At 60.2% G+C, this 15,670-nt stretch carries 12 protein-coding genes and 1 tRNA gene; 8 read left to right on the plus strand and 5 right to left on the minus strand.

The window, feature by feature from the left end:
- Nucleotides 1-117 precede the first annotated feature (117 nt).
- The 3 genes from mmsB to chvE form a co-directional block, all read right to left on the minus strand.
- The gene (gene mmsB, locus FHT79_RS08760) at nt 118-1,329 is read right to left on the minus strand and encodes a multiple monosaccharide ABC transporter permease (protein ID WP_047614346.1); all 1,212 of its coding nucleotides are present in this window, start codon (nt 1,327-1,329) and stop codon (nt 118-120) included.
- Entirely contained in the window at nt 1,326-2,864 is a 1,539-nt protein-coding gene (gene mmsA, locus FHT79_RS08765; RefSeq protein ID WP_047611458.1) for a multiple monosaccharide ABC transporter ATP-binding protein, read from the minus strand. The genes mmsB and mmsA overlap by 4 nt, the downstream gene beginning before the upstream one ends.
- 96 nt (nt 2,865-2,960) lie before the next feature.
- Entirely contained in the window at nt 2,961-4,025 is a 1,065-nt protein-coding gene (gene chvE / locus FHT79_RS08770) for a multiple monosaccharide ABC transporter substrate-binding protein (RefSeq protein WP_047611463.1), read from the minus strand.
- 271 nt (nt 4,026-4,296) lie between these two features.
- Between chvE and FHT79_RS08775 the strand changes: the two genes are divergently transcribed.
- Together FHT79_RS08775 and FHT79_RS08780 are read left to right on the plus strand one after the other, a co-directional pair.
- Entirely contained in the window at nt 4,297-5,301 is a 1,005-nt protein-coding gene (locus FHT79_RS08775) for a LysR family transcriptional regulator (protein WP_047614481.1), read from the plus strand.
- 184 nt (nt 5,302-5,485) lie between these two features.
- Nucleotides 5,486-5,956 (plus strand): hypothetical protein, encoded by a 471-nt coding sequence (locus tag FHT79_RS08780; protein WP_132573001.1) that lies wholly within the window; start codon nt 5,486-5,488, stop codon nt 5,954-5,956.
- On the opposite strand, the gene FHT79_RS08785 is transcribed toward FHT79_RS08780, so the two are convergent.
- Nucleotides 5,957-6,244: a hypothetical protein gene (locus FHT79_RS08785; RefSeq protein ID WP_097542039.1), complete on the minus strand. Its 288-nt coding sequence runs from the start codon at nt 6,242-6,244 to the stop codon at nt 5,957-5,959. It lies immediately after the preceding gene.
- A 313-nt stretch (nt 6,245-6,557) separates the two neighbouring features.
- Here FHT79_RS08785 and iolG point away from each other — a divergent pair, with 313 nt between their 5' ends.
- Complete coding sequence (gene iolG / locus FHT79_RS08790) at nt 6,558-7,550, plus strand: inositol 2-dehydrogenase (protein ID WP_047614355.1); 993 nt, start codon at nt 6,558-6,560, stop codon at nt 7,548-7,550.
- Between the two features lie 129 nt (nt 7,551-7,679).
- Here iolG and FHT79_RS08795 read toward each other — a convergent pair whose 3' ends face one another.
- Entirely contained in the window at nt 7,680-8,903 is a 1,224-nt protein-coding gene (locus tag FHT79_RS08795) for an ROK family protein (RefSeq protein WP_132573004.1), read from the minus strand.
- 229 nt (nt 8,904-9,132) lie between these two features.
- Between FHT79_RS08795 and xylF the strand changes: the two genes are divergently transcribed.
- From xylF to FHT79_RS08820, 5 genes are all read left to right on the plus strand, one after another.
- Nucleotides 9,133-10,173 carry a D-xylose ABC transporter substrate-binding protein gene (gene xylF, locus FHT79_RS08800; RefSeq protein WP_047614359.1) on the plus strand — a complete coding sequence of 347 codons (1,041 nt, stop codon included), beginning with the start codon at nt 9,133-9,135 and terminating at the stop codon, nt 10,171-10,173.
- 264 nt (nt 10,174-10,437) lie between these two features.
- On the plus strand, nt 10,438-11,751 hold the full coding sequence (locus FHT79_RS08805) for a sugar ABC transporter permease (RefSeq protein WP_047611475.1): 1,314 nt from the start codon (nt 10,438-10,440) through the stop codon (nt 11,749-11,751).
- A gap of 14 nt (nt 11,752-11,765) precedes the next feature.
- Nucleotides 11,766-12,548: an ATP-binding cassette domain-containing protein gene (locus FHT79_RS08810; protein ID WP_047611477.1), complete on the plus strand. Its 783-nt coding sequence runs from the start codon at nt 11,766-11,768 to the stop codon at nt 12,546-12,548.
- A 205-nt stretch (nt 12,549-12,753) separates the two neighbouring features.
- Nucleotides 12,754-12,830: transfer RNA gene (locus FHT79_RS08815), tRNA-Arg, on the plus strand.
- A gap of 447 nt (nt 12,831-13,277) precedes the next feature.
- Nucleotides 13,278-15,353 (plus strand): ATP-binding protein, encoded by a 2,076-nt coding sequence (locus tag FHT79_RS08820; RefSeq protein ID WP_183903266.1) that lies wholly within the window; start codon nt 13,278-13,280, stop codon nt 15,351-15,353.
- The last annotated feature ends 317 nt before the right edge of the window (nt 15,354-15,670 follow it).

The raw sequence follows: 15,670 nt of genomic DNA on the forward strand, positions 1-15,670 counted from the left end.
CTTCGATCCTTCTCGTTTCGGCGAAGACAGGAAAAAGCTCCGCCTGTCCGGCTCCATCAGGAGCCGGAATCCATCATTCATATGACTGCGAATGCCTGGCTGGCGCTTCGGAAGCGCTCAGCCCTTGTTCTTATTATAGACGTCGAAGAACACGGCGGCGAGGAGCACGGCGCCCTTGACCATCTGCTGCGAGTCGGTGCCGAGACCGTGGATCGACATGCCGTTGTTCATGATGCCCATGATCAAAGCGCCGATGACAGCACCGGTGACCTTGCCGACGCCGCCCTGGGCGGATGCGCCGCCGATGAAGCAGGCAGCGATCACGTCGAGTTCAAGACCGAAGCCGCCCTTGGCCGTCGCCGAGTTGAGACGCAGCGCGACGATCAGACCGGCCAGTCCGGCGAGCAGGCCCATATTGGCGAAGGTCAGGAAGGTCAGCCGCTCGGTGTTGATACCGGAAAGCTTCGTCGCCTTCTCATTGCCGCCCATGGCATAGATGCGGCGGCCGATCGTCGTGCGGCGGGTAATGAAGGCATAGGCAGCGACCAGGACCAGCATGACCATCAGCACGTTCGGGAAGCCGCGATAGATCGACAGCTGATAGCCGAGCGCCAGGATGGCGAGCGTGACGAGGGCGTTCTGGGCGAGGAAGAAGCCGAGCGGCTCGACATCGTTGCCATGCTTCTCATTCGACAGGCGCTTGCGCCATGCCAGATAGAAGAGGGCGACGGCGCCGACGACGGTGAGGATGATCGAGGTCGAGTTGATGCCGCCCATATCGAAAGCGTTCGGCAGGAAGCCGATGCTGATCAGCTGGAATGCCGGCGGGAAAGGACCGATGCTGGTGCCGGTCCCCGATGCCGTCATCACGAACAGCGTCAGGCCGCGGAAGACCAGCATGCCGGCCAGCGTGACGATGAAGGACGGGATCTTGTGATAAGCGACGAAATAGCCCTGGATGCCGCCGACAAGCGCGCCCATGGCAAGACATACGATACCCGCCAGGACATAATTCGTGTGCCATTGCACCGTCATCACGCCGGCGATAGCGCCGATAAAGCCGACGACCGATCCGACCGAAAGATCGATATGGCCGGCGACAATGACCAGAAGCATGCCGAGCGCCATGATGACGATGAACGAGTTCTGCAGAATGATATTGGTCAGGTTGAGCGGCCTGAAGAGAACGCCACCGGTCGAGAACTGGAAGAACACCATGATCGCGATGAGCGCGATGAACATGCCATATTCGCGGATGTTGCCGCGAACATAGTCTCCGATGGAGACGACACGCCCCTGCTCAGCGATGGGTTGATTGATCGGTGTCATTGCTTCTTCTCCCCTGAGCGCATGATAGCGCGCATGATGGTTTCCTGGCTTGCTTCTCCCTTCGGCAGTTCAGCGACGATGCGTCCTTCGTTCATCACGTAGATGCGGTCACAAGTGCCAAGCAGTTCGGGCATTTCCGACGAGATCATCAGAACGCCCTTTCCATCGGCGGCAAGCTGGTTGATGATAGTATAGATTTCGTATTTTGCGCCAACATCGATGCCGCGCGTCGGCTCGTCGAGGATCAAAACATCGGGATTGGAGAACAGCCATTTCGACAGCACCACCTTTTGCTGGTTGCCGCCGGAAAGATTGACCGTCTCCTGGAAGATGCTGGAGGAGCGGATGCGCAGCTTCGAGCGATAGTCGGTCGCAACCCGCGATTCCTTGACGCTGTCGATGACGGACGCATTCGACACCGCCTTCAAATTGACGAGCGTCGTATTGTGCAGGATCGTGTCGTTGAGCACGAGGCCGAGTTGCTTGCGGTCTTCGGTAACGTAAGCGAGACCCGCGTCGATCGCCCTGCGCACGGTGCTGACGTCGACCGGCTTGCCGTGCATCAGCGCCTCGCCCGAGATCTTGTGGCCATAGGCCTTGCCAAACAGGCTCATGGCGAATTCGGTGCGCCCTGCCCCCATCAGGCCGGCGATGCCGACGACCTCGCCCTTCCGGACGGTGATGTTGATATTGTGCAGAACCTGGCGGTCGCGGTGCTGCTGGTGATAGGCGTTCCAGTTCTTCACTTCGAGAATGGTTTCGCCGATCGGCACCGAACGCGGCGGATAGCGGTCTTCGAGATCGCGGCCGACCATGTTGCGGATGATGATGTCTTCGCTGATTTCGTCCGCGTGACAGTCGAGCGTCTTGACGGTCATGCCGTCGCGCAGGACGGTGATCTGGTCGGCGACCTTGCGGATCTCGTTCAGCTTATGGGAAATGATGATCGAGGTGATGCCCTGCTTGCGGAACTCCATCAGCAGGTTGAGCAGAGCGTCGGAATCGCTTTCGTTGAGCGAGGCCGTCGGCTCGTCGAGGATAAGCAGCTTCACGCTCTTCGACAGCGCCTTGGCGATCTCGACCAGCTGCTGCTTGCCGACGCCGATGTCGGTCACCAAAGTGTTCGGAGATTCCTGCAGGCCGACCTTCTTGAGCAGCTGCTTGGTACGGTTGAACGTCTCGTCCCAGCTGATGACGCCGCTCTTGGCATTCTCGTTGCCGAGGAAGATGTTTTCGCCGATCGACAGCAACGGCACGAGCGCCAGTTCCTGGTGGATGATGACGATGCCGATTTCTTCGGAGTCCCTCAGGGCCTTGAAGTTGCGCGTCTCGCCTTCATAGACGATGTCGCCGTCATAACTTCCGGTGGGATAGACGCCTGATAGCACTTTCATCAGGGTCGATTTGCCGGCCCCGTTTTCGCCCACCAATGCGTGGATCTCACCCTGGCGAACCTTGAGGTTCACGTTCTCCAGCGCCTTGACGCCCGGGAACGTCTTGGTGATGCTCCGCATCTCGAGGATGGTATTGTCCATAGTCAAAGTTCCAGCGCCCCCAGCCGTTAAATGGCCGGGTAATCATAAAATCGAAGGCCGGAACCCGCAAGCGCGGGCTCCGGCCTCCTGCTCAAGTTACTTCAGCTTGTCTTCGGTATAGTAACCGCTGTCGACGAGGATCTGCTTGTAGTTGGTCTTGTCGACGGCAACCGGCTTCAGCAGATAGGACGGAACGACCTTGACGCCGTTATCGTAGGTCTTCGTGTCGTTGACTTCAGGCTCCTTGCCGGACATCACGGCATCGACCATGGCAACGGTGACCTTGGCGAGTTCGCGGGTGTCCTTGAAGATCGTCGAATGCTGTTCGCCAGCAATGATCGACTTGACCGACGGGATTTCAGCGTCCTGACCGGTGACGATCGGCAGCGGCTGGGCCGCAGTACCGTAACCAACGCCCTTCAGCGAGGAAATGATACCGATCGACAGACCGTCATAGGGAGACAGGACGGCATCGACCTTGGCATCGGTGTAGTTAGCCGAGAGCAGGTTGTCCATGCGGGCCTGGGCCGTTGCCGGATCCCAACGCAGCGTGCCGACCTTGTCCATGCCGGTCTGGCCGGACTTCACGACGAGCTTGCCGCTGTCGATGTAGGGCTGCAGGACGGACATTGCGCCATCATAGAAGAAGAAGGCGTTGTTATCGTCCGGCGAACCGCCGAAGAGTTCGATGTTGAACGGGCCCTTGCCATCCTTGAGGCCGAGGCCGTCAACGATGGAGCCAGCCTGCAGAACGCCGACCTGGAAGTTGTCGAACGTTGCGTAGTAGTCGACGTTGCCCGAATCGCGGATCAGACGGTCATAAGCGATGACCTTGATACCGGCGTCGTGTGCCTTCTGGAGAACGTCGGAAAGCGTCGTGCCGTCGATCGAAGCGATGACGAGGACCTTGACGCCCTTGGTCACCATGTTTTCGATCTGCGAAAGCTGGTTCGGAATATCGTCGTCGCCGTACTGCAGGTCAGTGCCGTAACCGGCAGCCTGGAGCTGCTTGACGATGTTGTTGCCGTCGTCGATCCAGCGGGCCGAAGCCTTGGTCGGCATCGCGATACCGACAGTGCCCTTGTCCGCGGCGAGCGCCGGTGCAACGAACGAAGCGACGCCGAAGGCAGCCGCAGCCATCAATGAGATAATGGATTTCATTTCTCTCTCCCTTGTTAATAGAGCAGCGGACGAAAAATCGCCCGCCCCGAAACTGTGGCAGGTTCCGTATTGGATAGTTACTTCAGATGGTGAGAAACGAAGTAGGTCTCCTCCACGATCTCACACGTGTTGAGTGCCAACCAGCACACGGCGGCAAACTGGTATGGATTCCTATAACTGTCAAATAGAATAAGTGCTAACGTGCATAACAATTTTGGTATATCGTTAAAAAGTATTACTTTTGATGGAGCGCAGCGAGGAGGCTGCAACCATGACGATCGTTTCCGAGCCATTTTCGATGGACTACGTCGATATCCACAGTGATAGTTTCGGCGATGACAGCCTTCTACGTGCAGGACTTAAGCTGAATCACCTCCGGATGATCGTCGCAATCGAAGATAGTGGACAGATTTCCGCAGCTGCGGAAGTCCTGAACATCTCGCAGCCCGCCGCGTCGCGCATGTTGTCGGAAATGGAATCAATCACCAAGACATCGCTCTATGAGCGCGTGGCCCGCGGCGTGGTGCTGACGACCTTCGGCGCAGCGCTGGCGCGCAGGGCCCGGAAGATCCTTCTGGAGCTGCGCGAGGCGAGCCGCGAGATCGGCGAGCTGAAAAGCGGCAAGGGCGGCTCGGTCTTCATCGGCTCGGTGACCGCACCCGCCATGAGCCTCGTCGTGCCGGCGATCAACAAGGTGCGCAAGGCCTATCCCGGCATCGAGATCAACATCCAGGTGGAGACGAGCAACGTGCTTGCCCGCGAGCTGCTCGCCGCCCGCCACGACTTCATCATCGGCCGCATCCCCGACGATCTCAACCCGCGCCTCTTCGAGGTGACGGAGATCGGCATCGAGCGGGCTTGCCTGATCGTGCGCGACCGCCACCCGCTGATGAAGCAGAAGGTGAGCAGCCTTTCCGACGTCCGGGATTATGACTGGGTGTTCCAGCCGCCGGGCACGCTGCTGCGCCGCACGATCGAGGACGTTTTCCTGTCGCGTGGCGTGGCGCTGCCTGAGAACATCGTCAACACCTCTTCGCTGCTGCTGACCTGCGCCATCATCTGCGAGACCGATGCGATTGCTCCGGTCGCCGTCGACGTCGCCCAGTTCCTGGCCAGCCAGAGCTCGAATGCCTCGGATGTGCGCATGCTGCCGATCGATTTCGACATCAACGTCAAGCCCTACAGCATGATCACGGCGAGGGAACGGGCGCTGCCGCCGAGCGCAAGGCTGCTCTACGACATCATCCTCGAGGAGAGCCGCAAGCAGGCCGGCTGACACGCCGGCTGACAAGCCGGCTGACAAGCCCGCAAGCCCTGCGCCATCTTGCTCTCTTTTAATGCGCCTGGAGCAATTCCAGCAAAAGTGTGCCGCGGTTTTGCGTCCGGAATTGCGTAAAAACAAAGAGATAGAGCATTTCCGTGATTCGAAGAAAAACGGAGATGCTCTCAAGGAAGGCGTGATGCTGTTCGGGCAGTCGGTATTTCAATCAGTCCTCGAGCGGCTGAAGGCGGAGGACGAGACGGCCGAAGACGCCGATGCGCCGGCCGCCCATCGCGTCTCCGGCCTCGGCACCGGGCTTGCCTTCGATGTCATGGAGGGCGTCTCGGCTGCCTCGCAGCGCGTCGGCCAGGCCTATTTCGATAATCTGGATCTCGATGCTAGCGCCGGGGCCGTGGAAAAGCCGGCGGCTGCGCCTCCAGCCGAGCCCGCCATGCCGGATCATCTCGCCCGCACGACACCGCATGAGGTTGCCGCCGAACTGGCAATCTCCGCCGCCGATACGCCGCTGACACTGCGCGAGAAGCGCCGCGCCTTCGCCCGGGCCAATCATCCCGATGGCGTCGCGCTGCCCTTCCGCGACAATGCGACGAAGCGGATGATGCTGGCCAACCTGCTGATCGACGAAGCACTGCGCCGAATCGGCCGCTGACTATTCCGCGGGCCTGTCCTTCGAAGGCTTTTCAGCGGTCGTCGCGGGTTCGTCCTCGTCCTCGTCCTCGGCGTCGGGCTGCACGGGCGGCTCGATGACCGGCGGCTGCGGATTGAAGGTCCAGAACAATATATAGAAGGAATAGGCGCCTGCCCCGCCCGCGAGCACGCCCCAGAACGGATCGCCGGTGACGAATTCGACCACGGCCCAGCCGAAGCAGACGGCAATAATGGCAACACGCACCCAAAGATGACGGTATGCCGGATGGTTCGGATCGATGATTTGCATTCCTGCCCCGCGGTCGCATATGTCGCACTGCCTTCGGCCCGTGCTGCGATTGTCTCTAGAACCTTTCCTGATCAGATTAAAGTATTCTCTTGGCTGAAAGGCCGGGCATCTTTACGCCAGGATCAGAGGCTATCGGCTTTGCCCCGGGCAAAACCTGCACTCGCGGAAGACGTCAATCCGACGAGGAAGGCTCTGGTTCGAATCTTGCAAATGTGAAAGATCCGCGGGCTTGACGTGGTCCGCAGAAGATGGAATGAAAATTCCAGATTTTTGGCAATTCGGTTTATTTGTTCCGAATTCAAGGGAGGTTAGAATGACAGTGAGATTTGGTCTTCTCGGCGCCGGCCGCATCGGCAAGGTCCATGCAAAGGCCGTCAGCGGCGACGCCAATGCGACGCTCGTCGCGGTCGCCGACGCCTTTCCGCAGGCTGCCGAAGCGATCGCCTCCGCCTATGGCTGCGAAGTCCGCACCATCGAGGCGATCGAAGCCGCCAAGGATATCGACGCCGTCGTCATCTGCACGCCGACGGATACACATGCCGACCTGATCGAACGCTTCGCCCGCGCCGGCAAGGCGATCTTCTGCGAAAAGCCGATCGATCTCGACGTCGCCCGCGTCAAGGCCTGCATCAAGGTGGTGGAAGAGACCGGCGCCAAGCTGATGGTCGGTTTCAACCGCCGCTTCGACCCGCATTTCATGGCAGTGCGCAAGGTCATCGACGACGGCAAGATCGGCGATGTCGAGATGGTGACGATCACCTCGCGCGACCCCGGCGCGCCGCCGGTCGATTATATCAAGCGCTCCGGCGGCATCTTCCGCGACATGACGATCCATGATTTCGACATGGCCCGCTTCCTGCTCGGCGAAGAGCCGGTCTCGGTGCTGGCGACTGCCGCCGTACTCGTCGACAAGGCGATCGGCGAAGCCGGCGACTATGACAGCGTCTCGGTGATCCTGCAGACGAAATCGGGCAAGCAGGCGGTGATCTCCAACTCCCGCCGCGCCACCTACGGCTATGACCAGCGCATCGAAGTGCATGGCGCAAAGGGCATGGCTGCGGCCGAAAACCAGCGCCCTGTTTCGATCGAGGTGGCAAACGGCGACGGCTACACCCGCCCGCCGCTGCATGACTTCTTCATGACCCGCTACACCGAAGCCTATGCCAACGAGATCGCAGCCTTCATCGCCGCGATCGAGAAGGGTTCGAAGATCTCGCCGTCTGGCGCCGATGGCCTCGCAGCGCTGGCGCTCGCCGATGCCGCGGTTCAGTCCGTCAAGGAAGGCAAGCTCATCAAGATCGGCTGACGGCCCTCTCCCGACCGGAAGCCATGCATGAGATGGCCGGGCATTTGCCCGGCCATTTCGCGTTTGGTGGCGTTTGACTCTATGTCGGAGAGAGGACACCTGCTCCCCATGCATTTCAGCAACGCGCCCTCATTCCGCGCTCTGTACGCCCGAGAGTACGATATCCTGATCGATCACCGATAGCGCCCGGTTTAGATGGCCTTCGAAGACGAGGATCTGTTCTTCGGGGACCACCCTGATTTCGGGCATGCCCTCCATGCGCACGACATGCGATTGCCCGAGGCCCTCTTCGATCCCCTGGCGCAGCAGGTCGTAATAACGTGTGCCCGGGCCAGTGATGGCGATCGGCATGCGCTCGGTCAGGCTCAGCATGCGCGACAGGCCGTTGCCGAGCGCCAGCCCTGCCTGACGGAAAGCGAAGGCGGAGATGCGGTGACCCTGGCGCGCCTTGGCGGCGATCTTGTCGAGTTCCGCAACCGGCACGAATTTGGCCGGGATGGTATCGAGCGGCACTTCGAAGGCGCTGCGCAGGATGGCGTAAAAACCGGCATAGGCCTCGATGCAGCCGCGTGTGCCGCAGCGGCAGAGGCCGCCATTGGCCATATGCAGCATGTGCCCGAAATTGGGGGCCGAGATCTCCTGGCCCGTCTGGTTGCCGCGCCTGACGATGCCGAGCCCGATGCTGTGGCCGAGCGAAAGGGCGGCGAGCGAGCGGAAATCGGCGCCCTTCATATTCTCCTCACGCGCGCCGAGCGCTGCGGCGACCAGCAGCGTCTCGTTGTCGAGGATCACCTTGGCCTGCCATTCCGGCCGGAGTGCCGATTCGAAATCGATCTGGTCGCTGCCGAAGATCGGTGACCACAGAAGAACCGGCTCGGTGGAGTTGACCAGCCCCTTGCTGCTGATCGAGATCAGCAGCACCTTTTCTTGGCTGATCTTCGAACGATCGAGAATGCGCGAAAGCCCGGCGCGTACTGCTGCGACGAAGCGCACGGCACCCGCCGGATCATGCGAACGCTCCTCGCTGAAGCGGTCGATCAGCTTGCCGGCATAATCCACAAGCGAATATTGCACCGCATCCGAGGAGATGATGACGACGATGAGATAGCCGCAATCGCGCCGCTGGCGCAAAAGCACGCGCGGCCGGCCACGCCCGCTTGCCGGCTGCTGCTCGGATTTCTCGATGATCTGGGCTTTTTCCAGGTCAGCGGTGATCGCCGAGATGGTGGCTGAGGAAAGCCCGGTGGAATCGGATATTTCGGTATGGGCGAGCGCGCCGTGGCGGCGCAGCACGGACAGCACGAGCACGCTGTTTCTCTGCCGGACCAGCTCCGTGCTCGACTTGGTCAGCATGAATGCCGCCCTCTCCTCCTGCTTGCTCTTCCCGTGGTTTCCACTGCATCTCCGGTCGCTGTTGCGCAAGCGAATTAAGCCGGTAGTGCAGTGTTGACAGTTGAAAAAATCTCTGACACTAAATTTCTCGACTGTCGAGAAAAAAATCCAAATCTTTCCCGACAGGCTTTTTCGCGGTGGCCGGAGGAAGCATGGGCTGGGCCGGCCGCAACTCACTCGGGAGGACATTATGAAGTCTATTTTCAAATTGATGGCCGGTGCTGCCATCCTCGTTTCCGTACATACCGCTGCCATGGCTGCCGATCTCGTCGTTGGTGTTTCCTGGTCGAATTTCCAGGAAGAGCGCTGGAAGACGGACGAAGCCGCCATCAAGAAGGCTCTCGAAGCCAAGGGCGCCAAGTATATTTCCGCTGACGCGCAGTCTTCTGCCGCAAAGCAGCTCACCGACGTCGAATCGCTGATTTCGCAGGGCGCCAACGCGCTGATCATCCTCGCTCAGGACTCCGACGCGATCGGCCCGGCCATCGAAAAGGCCGCTGCTGAAGGCATTCCGGTCGTCGGCTACGACCGCCTGATCGAAAACCCGGCTGCCTTCTATATCACCTTCGACAACAAGGAAGTCGGCCGCCTGCAGGCTGAAGGCGTCTTCAAGGCCAAGCCGGAAGGCAACTACGTCTTCATCAAGGGCTCGTCTTCCGACCCGAACGCCGACTTCCTGTTCTCGGGCCAACAGGAAGTGCTGAAGGCCGCGATCGATGCCGGCAAGATCAAGAATGTCGGCGAAGCCTATACCGATGGCTGGCTGCCGGAGAACGCCCAGCGCAACATGGAGCAGTTCCTGACCGCCAACAACAACAAGGTTGACGCCGTCGTCGCTTCGAACGACGGCACGGCCGGCGGCGCGATCGCAGCGCTCGACGCCCAGGGTCTTGCCGGCTCCGTTCCGGTTTCCGGCCAGGACGGTGACAAGGCGGCGCTGAACCGCATCGCTCTCGGCACGCAGACGGTTTCCGTCTGGAAGGACAGCCGGGAACTCGGCAAGCGCGCCGCAGAAATCGCTCTCGACCTCGCCGGCGGCAAGGACATGAGCAAGATCGACGGCGCCCAGGCTTTCAAGGGCGGCCCGAAGGGTGTTGAAATGCAGTCGGTCTTCCTGAAGCCGCTGGCGATCACCAAGGACAACCTGAACGTCGTCATCGACGCCGGCTGGATCTCCAAGGCGGAAGCCTGCCAGGGCGTCAAGGCCGACACCGTCGCTGCCTGCAAGTAAGCCGCGGCTGTAATTGAAATTGCCGGCGCCGCAGCGCAACATCGCTGCGGCGCCGGACGCGGATGAGAATTCCAACGACGAAGTTTTCTCCGCCTCGCCGCACCATCGCGGGTTTTCATTCCCTGCCGGAAGGGTGTCGCGACGCCACGCGACCGGTTTCCGCAAGCATCGCGATGGTTAGTTGAAGAACAGACGCATGACGCCGATGGCAGATTCGGGCACGCCGGCGCGTCCGTCCAAACACAGTGGGGGAACGGCAAACCCATGGCCGAAATGGTAAAATCCACAACATCAAGCGGGCCGCGAACGGCGGAAGCCAATCCGGTGACCCGCTTCTTCCGCGCGACCGAGATCGACACACGCCTGCTCGGCATGATCGGCGCGCTCATCATCATCTGGATCGGTTTCCACATCATCACCGGCGGCCTGTTCCTGACCCCGCGCAATCTCTGGAACCTCTCGGTTCAGACGACCGACATCGCCATCATGACGACGGGCATGGTGCTGATCATCGTCACACGCAACATCGACCTCTCGGTCGGTTCCGTGCTCGGCCTCTGCGGCATGATCATGGGTGTCACCCAGGCCAAGATCCTGCCGGAATATATCGGCTTCGACAGCCCCTTCACCTGGGCGATCACGCTGCTGATCGGCATTGCAGCCGGCTTCCTGATCGGCGCCTTCCAGGGCATCATCATCGCCTTCCTCAACGTTCCCTCCTTCATCGTCACCCTCGGCGGCCTGCTCGTCTGGCGCGGCGCGACCTGGCTCGTCACCAGCGGCCAGACGGTTGCGCCGATGGACCAGACCTTCCGCATCATGGGCGGCGGCGCCGAAGGCTCGATCGGCGCCACCTGGAGCTGGGTCGTCGGTATCGGCGCCTGCCTCTTCGTCATCGCCAGCATCGTCGGCTCGCGCCGGCAGCGCCGTCGCTTCGGCTTTCCGCGCCGGCCGATGTGGGCTGAATATTTCCTCGCCATCCTGAGCTGCGTGCTCATCCTCGGCGCGGTCTCAATCGCCAACAGCTATTACTGGCCAATCAACATCGCCAAGAAATATGCCGAGACCAACAATATTCCCTGGCCCGAGACCGGCCTGGATATTCCCTACGGCATCGCCGTGCCGGTGCTGATCGCCATCGTCGTCGGCATCATCATGACCTTCATCGCGACACGCCTTCGCTTCGGCCGCTATGTCTTCGCGATCGGCGGCAACCCCGAAGCGGCCGAGCTCGCCGGCATCAAGACCCGCTGGGTCACCGTGCGCATCTTCGCGCTGATGGGCGTTCTGGCCGCTATCGCAGCCGCGATATCAACCGCCCGCCTCAACGCCGCAACGAACTCGCAGGGCACGCTCGACGAGCTCTACACCATCGCCGCCGCCGTCATCGGCGGAACGTCGCTGGCAGGCGGCACCGGCACCATCGCCGGCGCCATGCTCGGCGCGCTCGTCATGCAGTCGCTGCAGTCGGGCATGGTGCTCGCGCATGTCGATACGCCGCTTCAGAGCGTCGTCGTCGGCACCGTCCTTGTCGTGGCGGTCTGGCTCGACACCGTCTACCGCGCCCGTGCCAAGTGAGAGGAGCCCTGGATATGGCTGATCAACGCACTCCCCTCGTGGAACTGAAAAACATCTCGATCGCCTTCGGCGGCATTCACGCCGTGGACAATGCCTCGGTCGATCTCTACCCCGGCGAAGTGGTCGCCCTGCTCGGCCATAACGGCGCCGGCAAGTCGACGCTCATCAAGATCCTCTCCGGCGCCTACAAGCGTGATGGCGGCGAGATCCTGATCAACGGCGAGCCGGCCGACATCCGCAATCCGCGCGATGCCAAGAAATACGGGATCGAGACGATCTACCAGACGCTCGCCGTCGCCGACAATGTCGACGCCGCCGCCAACCTCTATCTCGGCCGCGAGCTGAAGACCCGCTGGGGCACGCTCGACGACGTGGCGATGGAGGCCTCGGCCCGCGAGGTGATGGGGCGGCTCAACCCCAACTTCAAGCGCTTCAAGGAACCGGTGAAGGCGCTTTCGGGCGGCCAGCGGCAATCGGTGGCGATCGCCCGCGCCATCCTCTTCAACGCCCGCATCCTGATCATGGACGAGCCGACGGCGGCACTCGGGCCCCAGGAGACGGCGCAGGTCGGCGAGCTGATCAAGCAGTTGAAGAAGGAAGGCATCGGTATCTTCCTCATCAGCCACGACATCCACGACGTTTTCGACCTCGCCGACCGCGTCTCGGTGATGAAGAACGGCCAGGTCGTCGGCCACGCCCGCACCGAGGATGTGACCAAGGACGAGGTGCTGGGGATGATCATCCTCGGCAAGGTGCCGCCAAAGGCGATTCCCGGCCCCGGCGCCATGCAGATCTGATCGCCGAAAGGCGACCGCCCACGACAACAACGCTCCGCCGCCCGCAAGGCCGGCGGAGTTTTCATATGCATTCGCCCGGGCTTACGGAGAAAAACGCCCGCCAAATCGCAAGCATCGGTATTTCCGAGAATTTCGCGATTGAAGCCGGCCGCAAGCTAGGCTAAGAACCACCCATCGGACAGGCGATTCAAACCGCCTCAAGCATGCACCCGTAGCTCAGCTGGATAGAGTGTTGGATTCCGATTCCAAAGGTCACAGGTTCGAATCCTGTCGGGTGCGCCATATCTCTTTCTCGGAGCCGCTTTGGAAGATCATCCGGTTGGTGAATCCGTATAGGTTCGCGCCTGAGAGCCGTGGTTTGGTAGTTTTTCCGCGATAGGTACGCGCCTGAAGAATAAGCGCCAGTCGACAATTGCGAGCCTTCTTCGAGCCACAGCTGCTGCGCGTGACGATCTTGAATTCTGACCGGGCCACTGCAATCATTCGCCCCGAGGATTTCCCATGAGATCATTGCTTGCGTGCCTGTTCGGCCTCATTGCGTCCAATGCTGCCGCCACCGACTAACTGCTCCGACAATAAGAAGTGCGACGCCGCAAAAAATGGCGCGGATTCTCGATCCTAGGAGGAAATTCCCATCTACAACCGCTTCGGAGTCATGGTAGCATCGCGCCGCGCCCGATGCGAACAACGTCAGCGCAATCAGATCACGCTGCCCATAGGCTGGACTTCATGAACCAAATCATCGCCCTGCAGCCGGGAATGCTCCGGACGAACCTTAGAGGTCAGATCCGGCAGACCCAGCTTCCAAAATGGAAGGCTCTGCTGCCGCTCTTCGAAGCGGTGATGAACTCATTTCAAGCGATCAATGACGAGAAGTCCGACAGGCGGCACCGTGTGACGATCGTAGTGGAGCGTGACGAAGACCTTCTTGGCGACGACAACGCTCCCATCACCGGCTTCGAAATTCGCGACACCGGGATCGGCTTCACCGACGAGAATTTCGACTCCTTCAACACTGCTTATTCGGAACACAAGTATGAGCGCGGCGGCAAAGGTCTCGGTCGGTTCATGTGGCTCAAGGCCTTCGAGACGGTCCACGTCAGGACAACGTTTCGGGCACAGGATGGCGACGACGAGCCGAGTCACTGGCTTCGGGATTTCGAGTTCGGCTTCAACTACGATCCCGACGCGGCCAGCGCGACACAGATCGACAGCGGTGCATCTGGAACCACAATCAAACTCGGAGGCTTCCTTTCACCCTATCGAGAGCAATGCCCCACGGACATTGAGATTTTGGCGCAGCGGCTTGCCGAGCATTTCATACTCGTTCTGATGCAGCCGGAATGCCCTGAAGTTGAGATCCACGATGGCGGCATCAAGCTGTCCCTCAACAAGGTTTTTGCTGAGAATTTCCAGCGCGGCGGACACAGCGAGAAGTTCGAGATCGGCGGACGCACTTTCCGCATCGACGGTTTCCGATTGCACTCACCTCGGGCGTCACAGCACAGGCTGATTTACGCCGCCAATTCGCGCGCCGTGATCACCGAAAGACTCGACCAATTCATCCCAAACTTCATCGGGAGATTGCAGAACGAAAACGGCGAGAGTTTCGTCTATCTCGCTGTAGTGCAAGGTGATTACCTCAACGACCGGGTCAACAATTTCCGCACTGACTTCGACATGATGCACGAAGAGCAGGACGACGGCCAAGGCGATTTGCTGCAGGTCGACGACCTGCGGCGGTCCGACATCCGGGAGGAATGCCTTGCGTTCGTGCAACGGGATCTCGCCGACCTTATCGACAGCCTCAATGCCGCGAAAGCCAAGCGGATCCGAGATTACGTCCGAACCGAGGCTCCGCAGTACAAGCCACTCCTCCGGTACCTGGATGAATTCATCGGCTCGGTGTCCCCAACCGCGTCCAAGATGGACATGGAGTTGGCGCTCCACCGGGAACTCCATCAACGCGAGGTCAGCCTGAAGAGGGAAGGTTCGCGCATCCTGACCGAGGCTGCGAAGCAGGACGACTACGAAGGATACCGCAGGCGCCTGTCTGAATTCATGGAGCGTTCAAACGAGCTCGGCGTCTCTGCGCTTGCCCAATACGTGTCGCACCGCAAAATTATCATCGAACTGTTGGAGAAGGCGCTTTCAAACGACAAGCGGACCGGGAAGTACCCGCTTGAAGAAGCAGTCCATAACATCCTCTTCCCGATGAGGGCGACGGATCAGGACATCCTGTATTCTCAGCAGAACCTTTGGATCATAGACGAACGCCTCAACTTCCACTCGTTCATTGCCTCCGACCGACCTCTGAATTCACACACCGACTTTGAGTCGGAATCCCGGAAGCGGCCGGATCTATTCATTTTCGATCGGAAGATTGCGTTCTCCGAAAAGCCCGATGACGGGATGCCTCTCAACAGCATCACGGTCATCGAGTTCAAACGACCGCAACGGGACGACTATTCCGGTGACGACAATCCGCTGAGGCAGGTTTTCGAACAAATACAGCTCATCCGTGGGGGTCAGTTCAAGGATGACAATGGTCGCCCGCTCTCGGTGGCCGGAGATAAGATCCCTGCTTTCGCCTATGTCGTCTGCGATATCACGCCGAGCATGCACGCAGAGCTCAAGATGTCGGATGCAATGCCGACTCCGGACCAGCGCTCGTACTACGGATATCACCGGGCATTCGGGATCTATTACGAGGTCATCGACTACGGCAAGCTTCTCTCCGACGCCAAGCGGCGTAACCGAGTGTTCTTCGACCGATTGAACCTCATGGATGCGCAGCGCCCGTAGAGCCGACTGTTGTCGCGTGGGGCCTTCGATATCCCGCGAGCCGAGTCCGCGTCCTCCCGAAAAGCCTAAGGTCGAGAAGCTGCCCTTTAATGTCTGTTCGCTCGACCTCGAACAACTTACAACCCGATCGAACCCGCGCCCGTCAGGACTATCATGTCGACCTCGGGAACTAAACAGGTTGCCATCTTTTCAACATACGAGACCTTCACCCGTTGAGGGCCATCCTGCAAGATCACACGGGCGTGGTAGTCGTCACCCTGGTTTGTTCGATCTATCGTCAGGGTGACTGCGACCGCGCATCTGCAGGCGTCATCGTC

Source organism: Rhizobium sp. BK212 (genome assembly GCF_014197475.1).
GTDB classification, from domain to species: domain Bacteria; phylum Pseudomonadota; class Alphaproteobacteria; order Rhizobiales; family Rhizobiaceae; genus Rhizobium; species Rhizobium anhuiense.

Excerpts from the sequence above, each read along its gene's own strand:
- FHT79_RS08785 (WP_097542039.1), bottom strand. The coding sequence starts at position 6,244 with ATGCAAATCATCGATCCGAACCATCCGGCATACCGTCATCTTTGGGTG.
- chvE (WP_047611463.1), bottom strand. The coding sequence starts at position 4,025 with ATGAAATCCATTATCTCATTGATGGCTGCGGCTGCCTTCGGCGTCGCT.
- FHT79_RS08795 (WP_132573004.1), bottom strand. The coding sequence starts at position 8,903 with ATGCTGACCAAGTCGAGCACGGAGCTGGTCCGGCAGAGAAACAGCGTG.
- FHT79_RS08820 (WP_183903266.1), top strand. The coding sequence starts at position 13,278 with ATGAACCAAATCATCGCCCTGCAGCCGGGAATGCTCCGGACGAACCTT.
- mmsA (WP_047611458.1), bottom strand. The coding sequence starts at position 2,864 with ATGGACAATACCATCCTCGAGATGCGGAGCATCACCAAGACGTTCCCG.
- FHT79_RS08780 (WP_132573001.1), top strand. The coding sequence starts at position 5,486 with ATGCTGTTCGGGCAGTCGGTATTTCAATCAGTCCTCGAGCGGCTGAAG.
- FHT79_RS08805 (WP_047611475.1), top strand. The coding sequence starts at position 10,438 with ATGGCCGAAATGGTAAAATCCACAACATCAAGCGGGCCGCGAACGGCG.
- mmsB (WP_047614346.1), bottom strand. The coding sequence starts at position 1,329 with ATGACACCGATCAATCAACCCATCGCTGAGCAGGGGCGTGTCGTCTCC.
- xylF (WP_047614359.1), top strand. The coding sequence starts at position 9,133 with ATGAAGTCTATTTTCAAATTGATGGCCGGTGCTGCCATCCTCGTTTCC.
- FHT79_RS08810 (WP_047611477.1), top strand. The coding sequence starts at position 11,766 with ATGGCTGATCAACGCACTCCCCTCGTGGAACTGAAAAACATCTCGATC.
- iolG (WP_047614355.1), top strand. The coding sequence starts at position 6,558 with ATGACAGTGAGATTTGGTCTTCTCGGCGCCGGCCGCATCGGCAAGGTC.
- FHT79_RS08775 (WP_047614481.1), top strand. The coding sequence starts at position 4,297 with ATGACGATCGTTTCCGAGCCATTTTCGATGGACTACGTCGATATCCAC.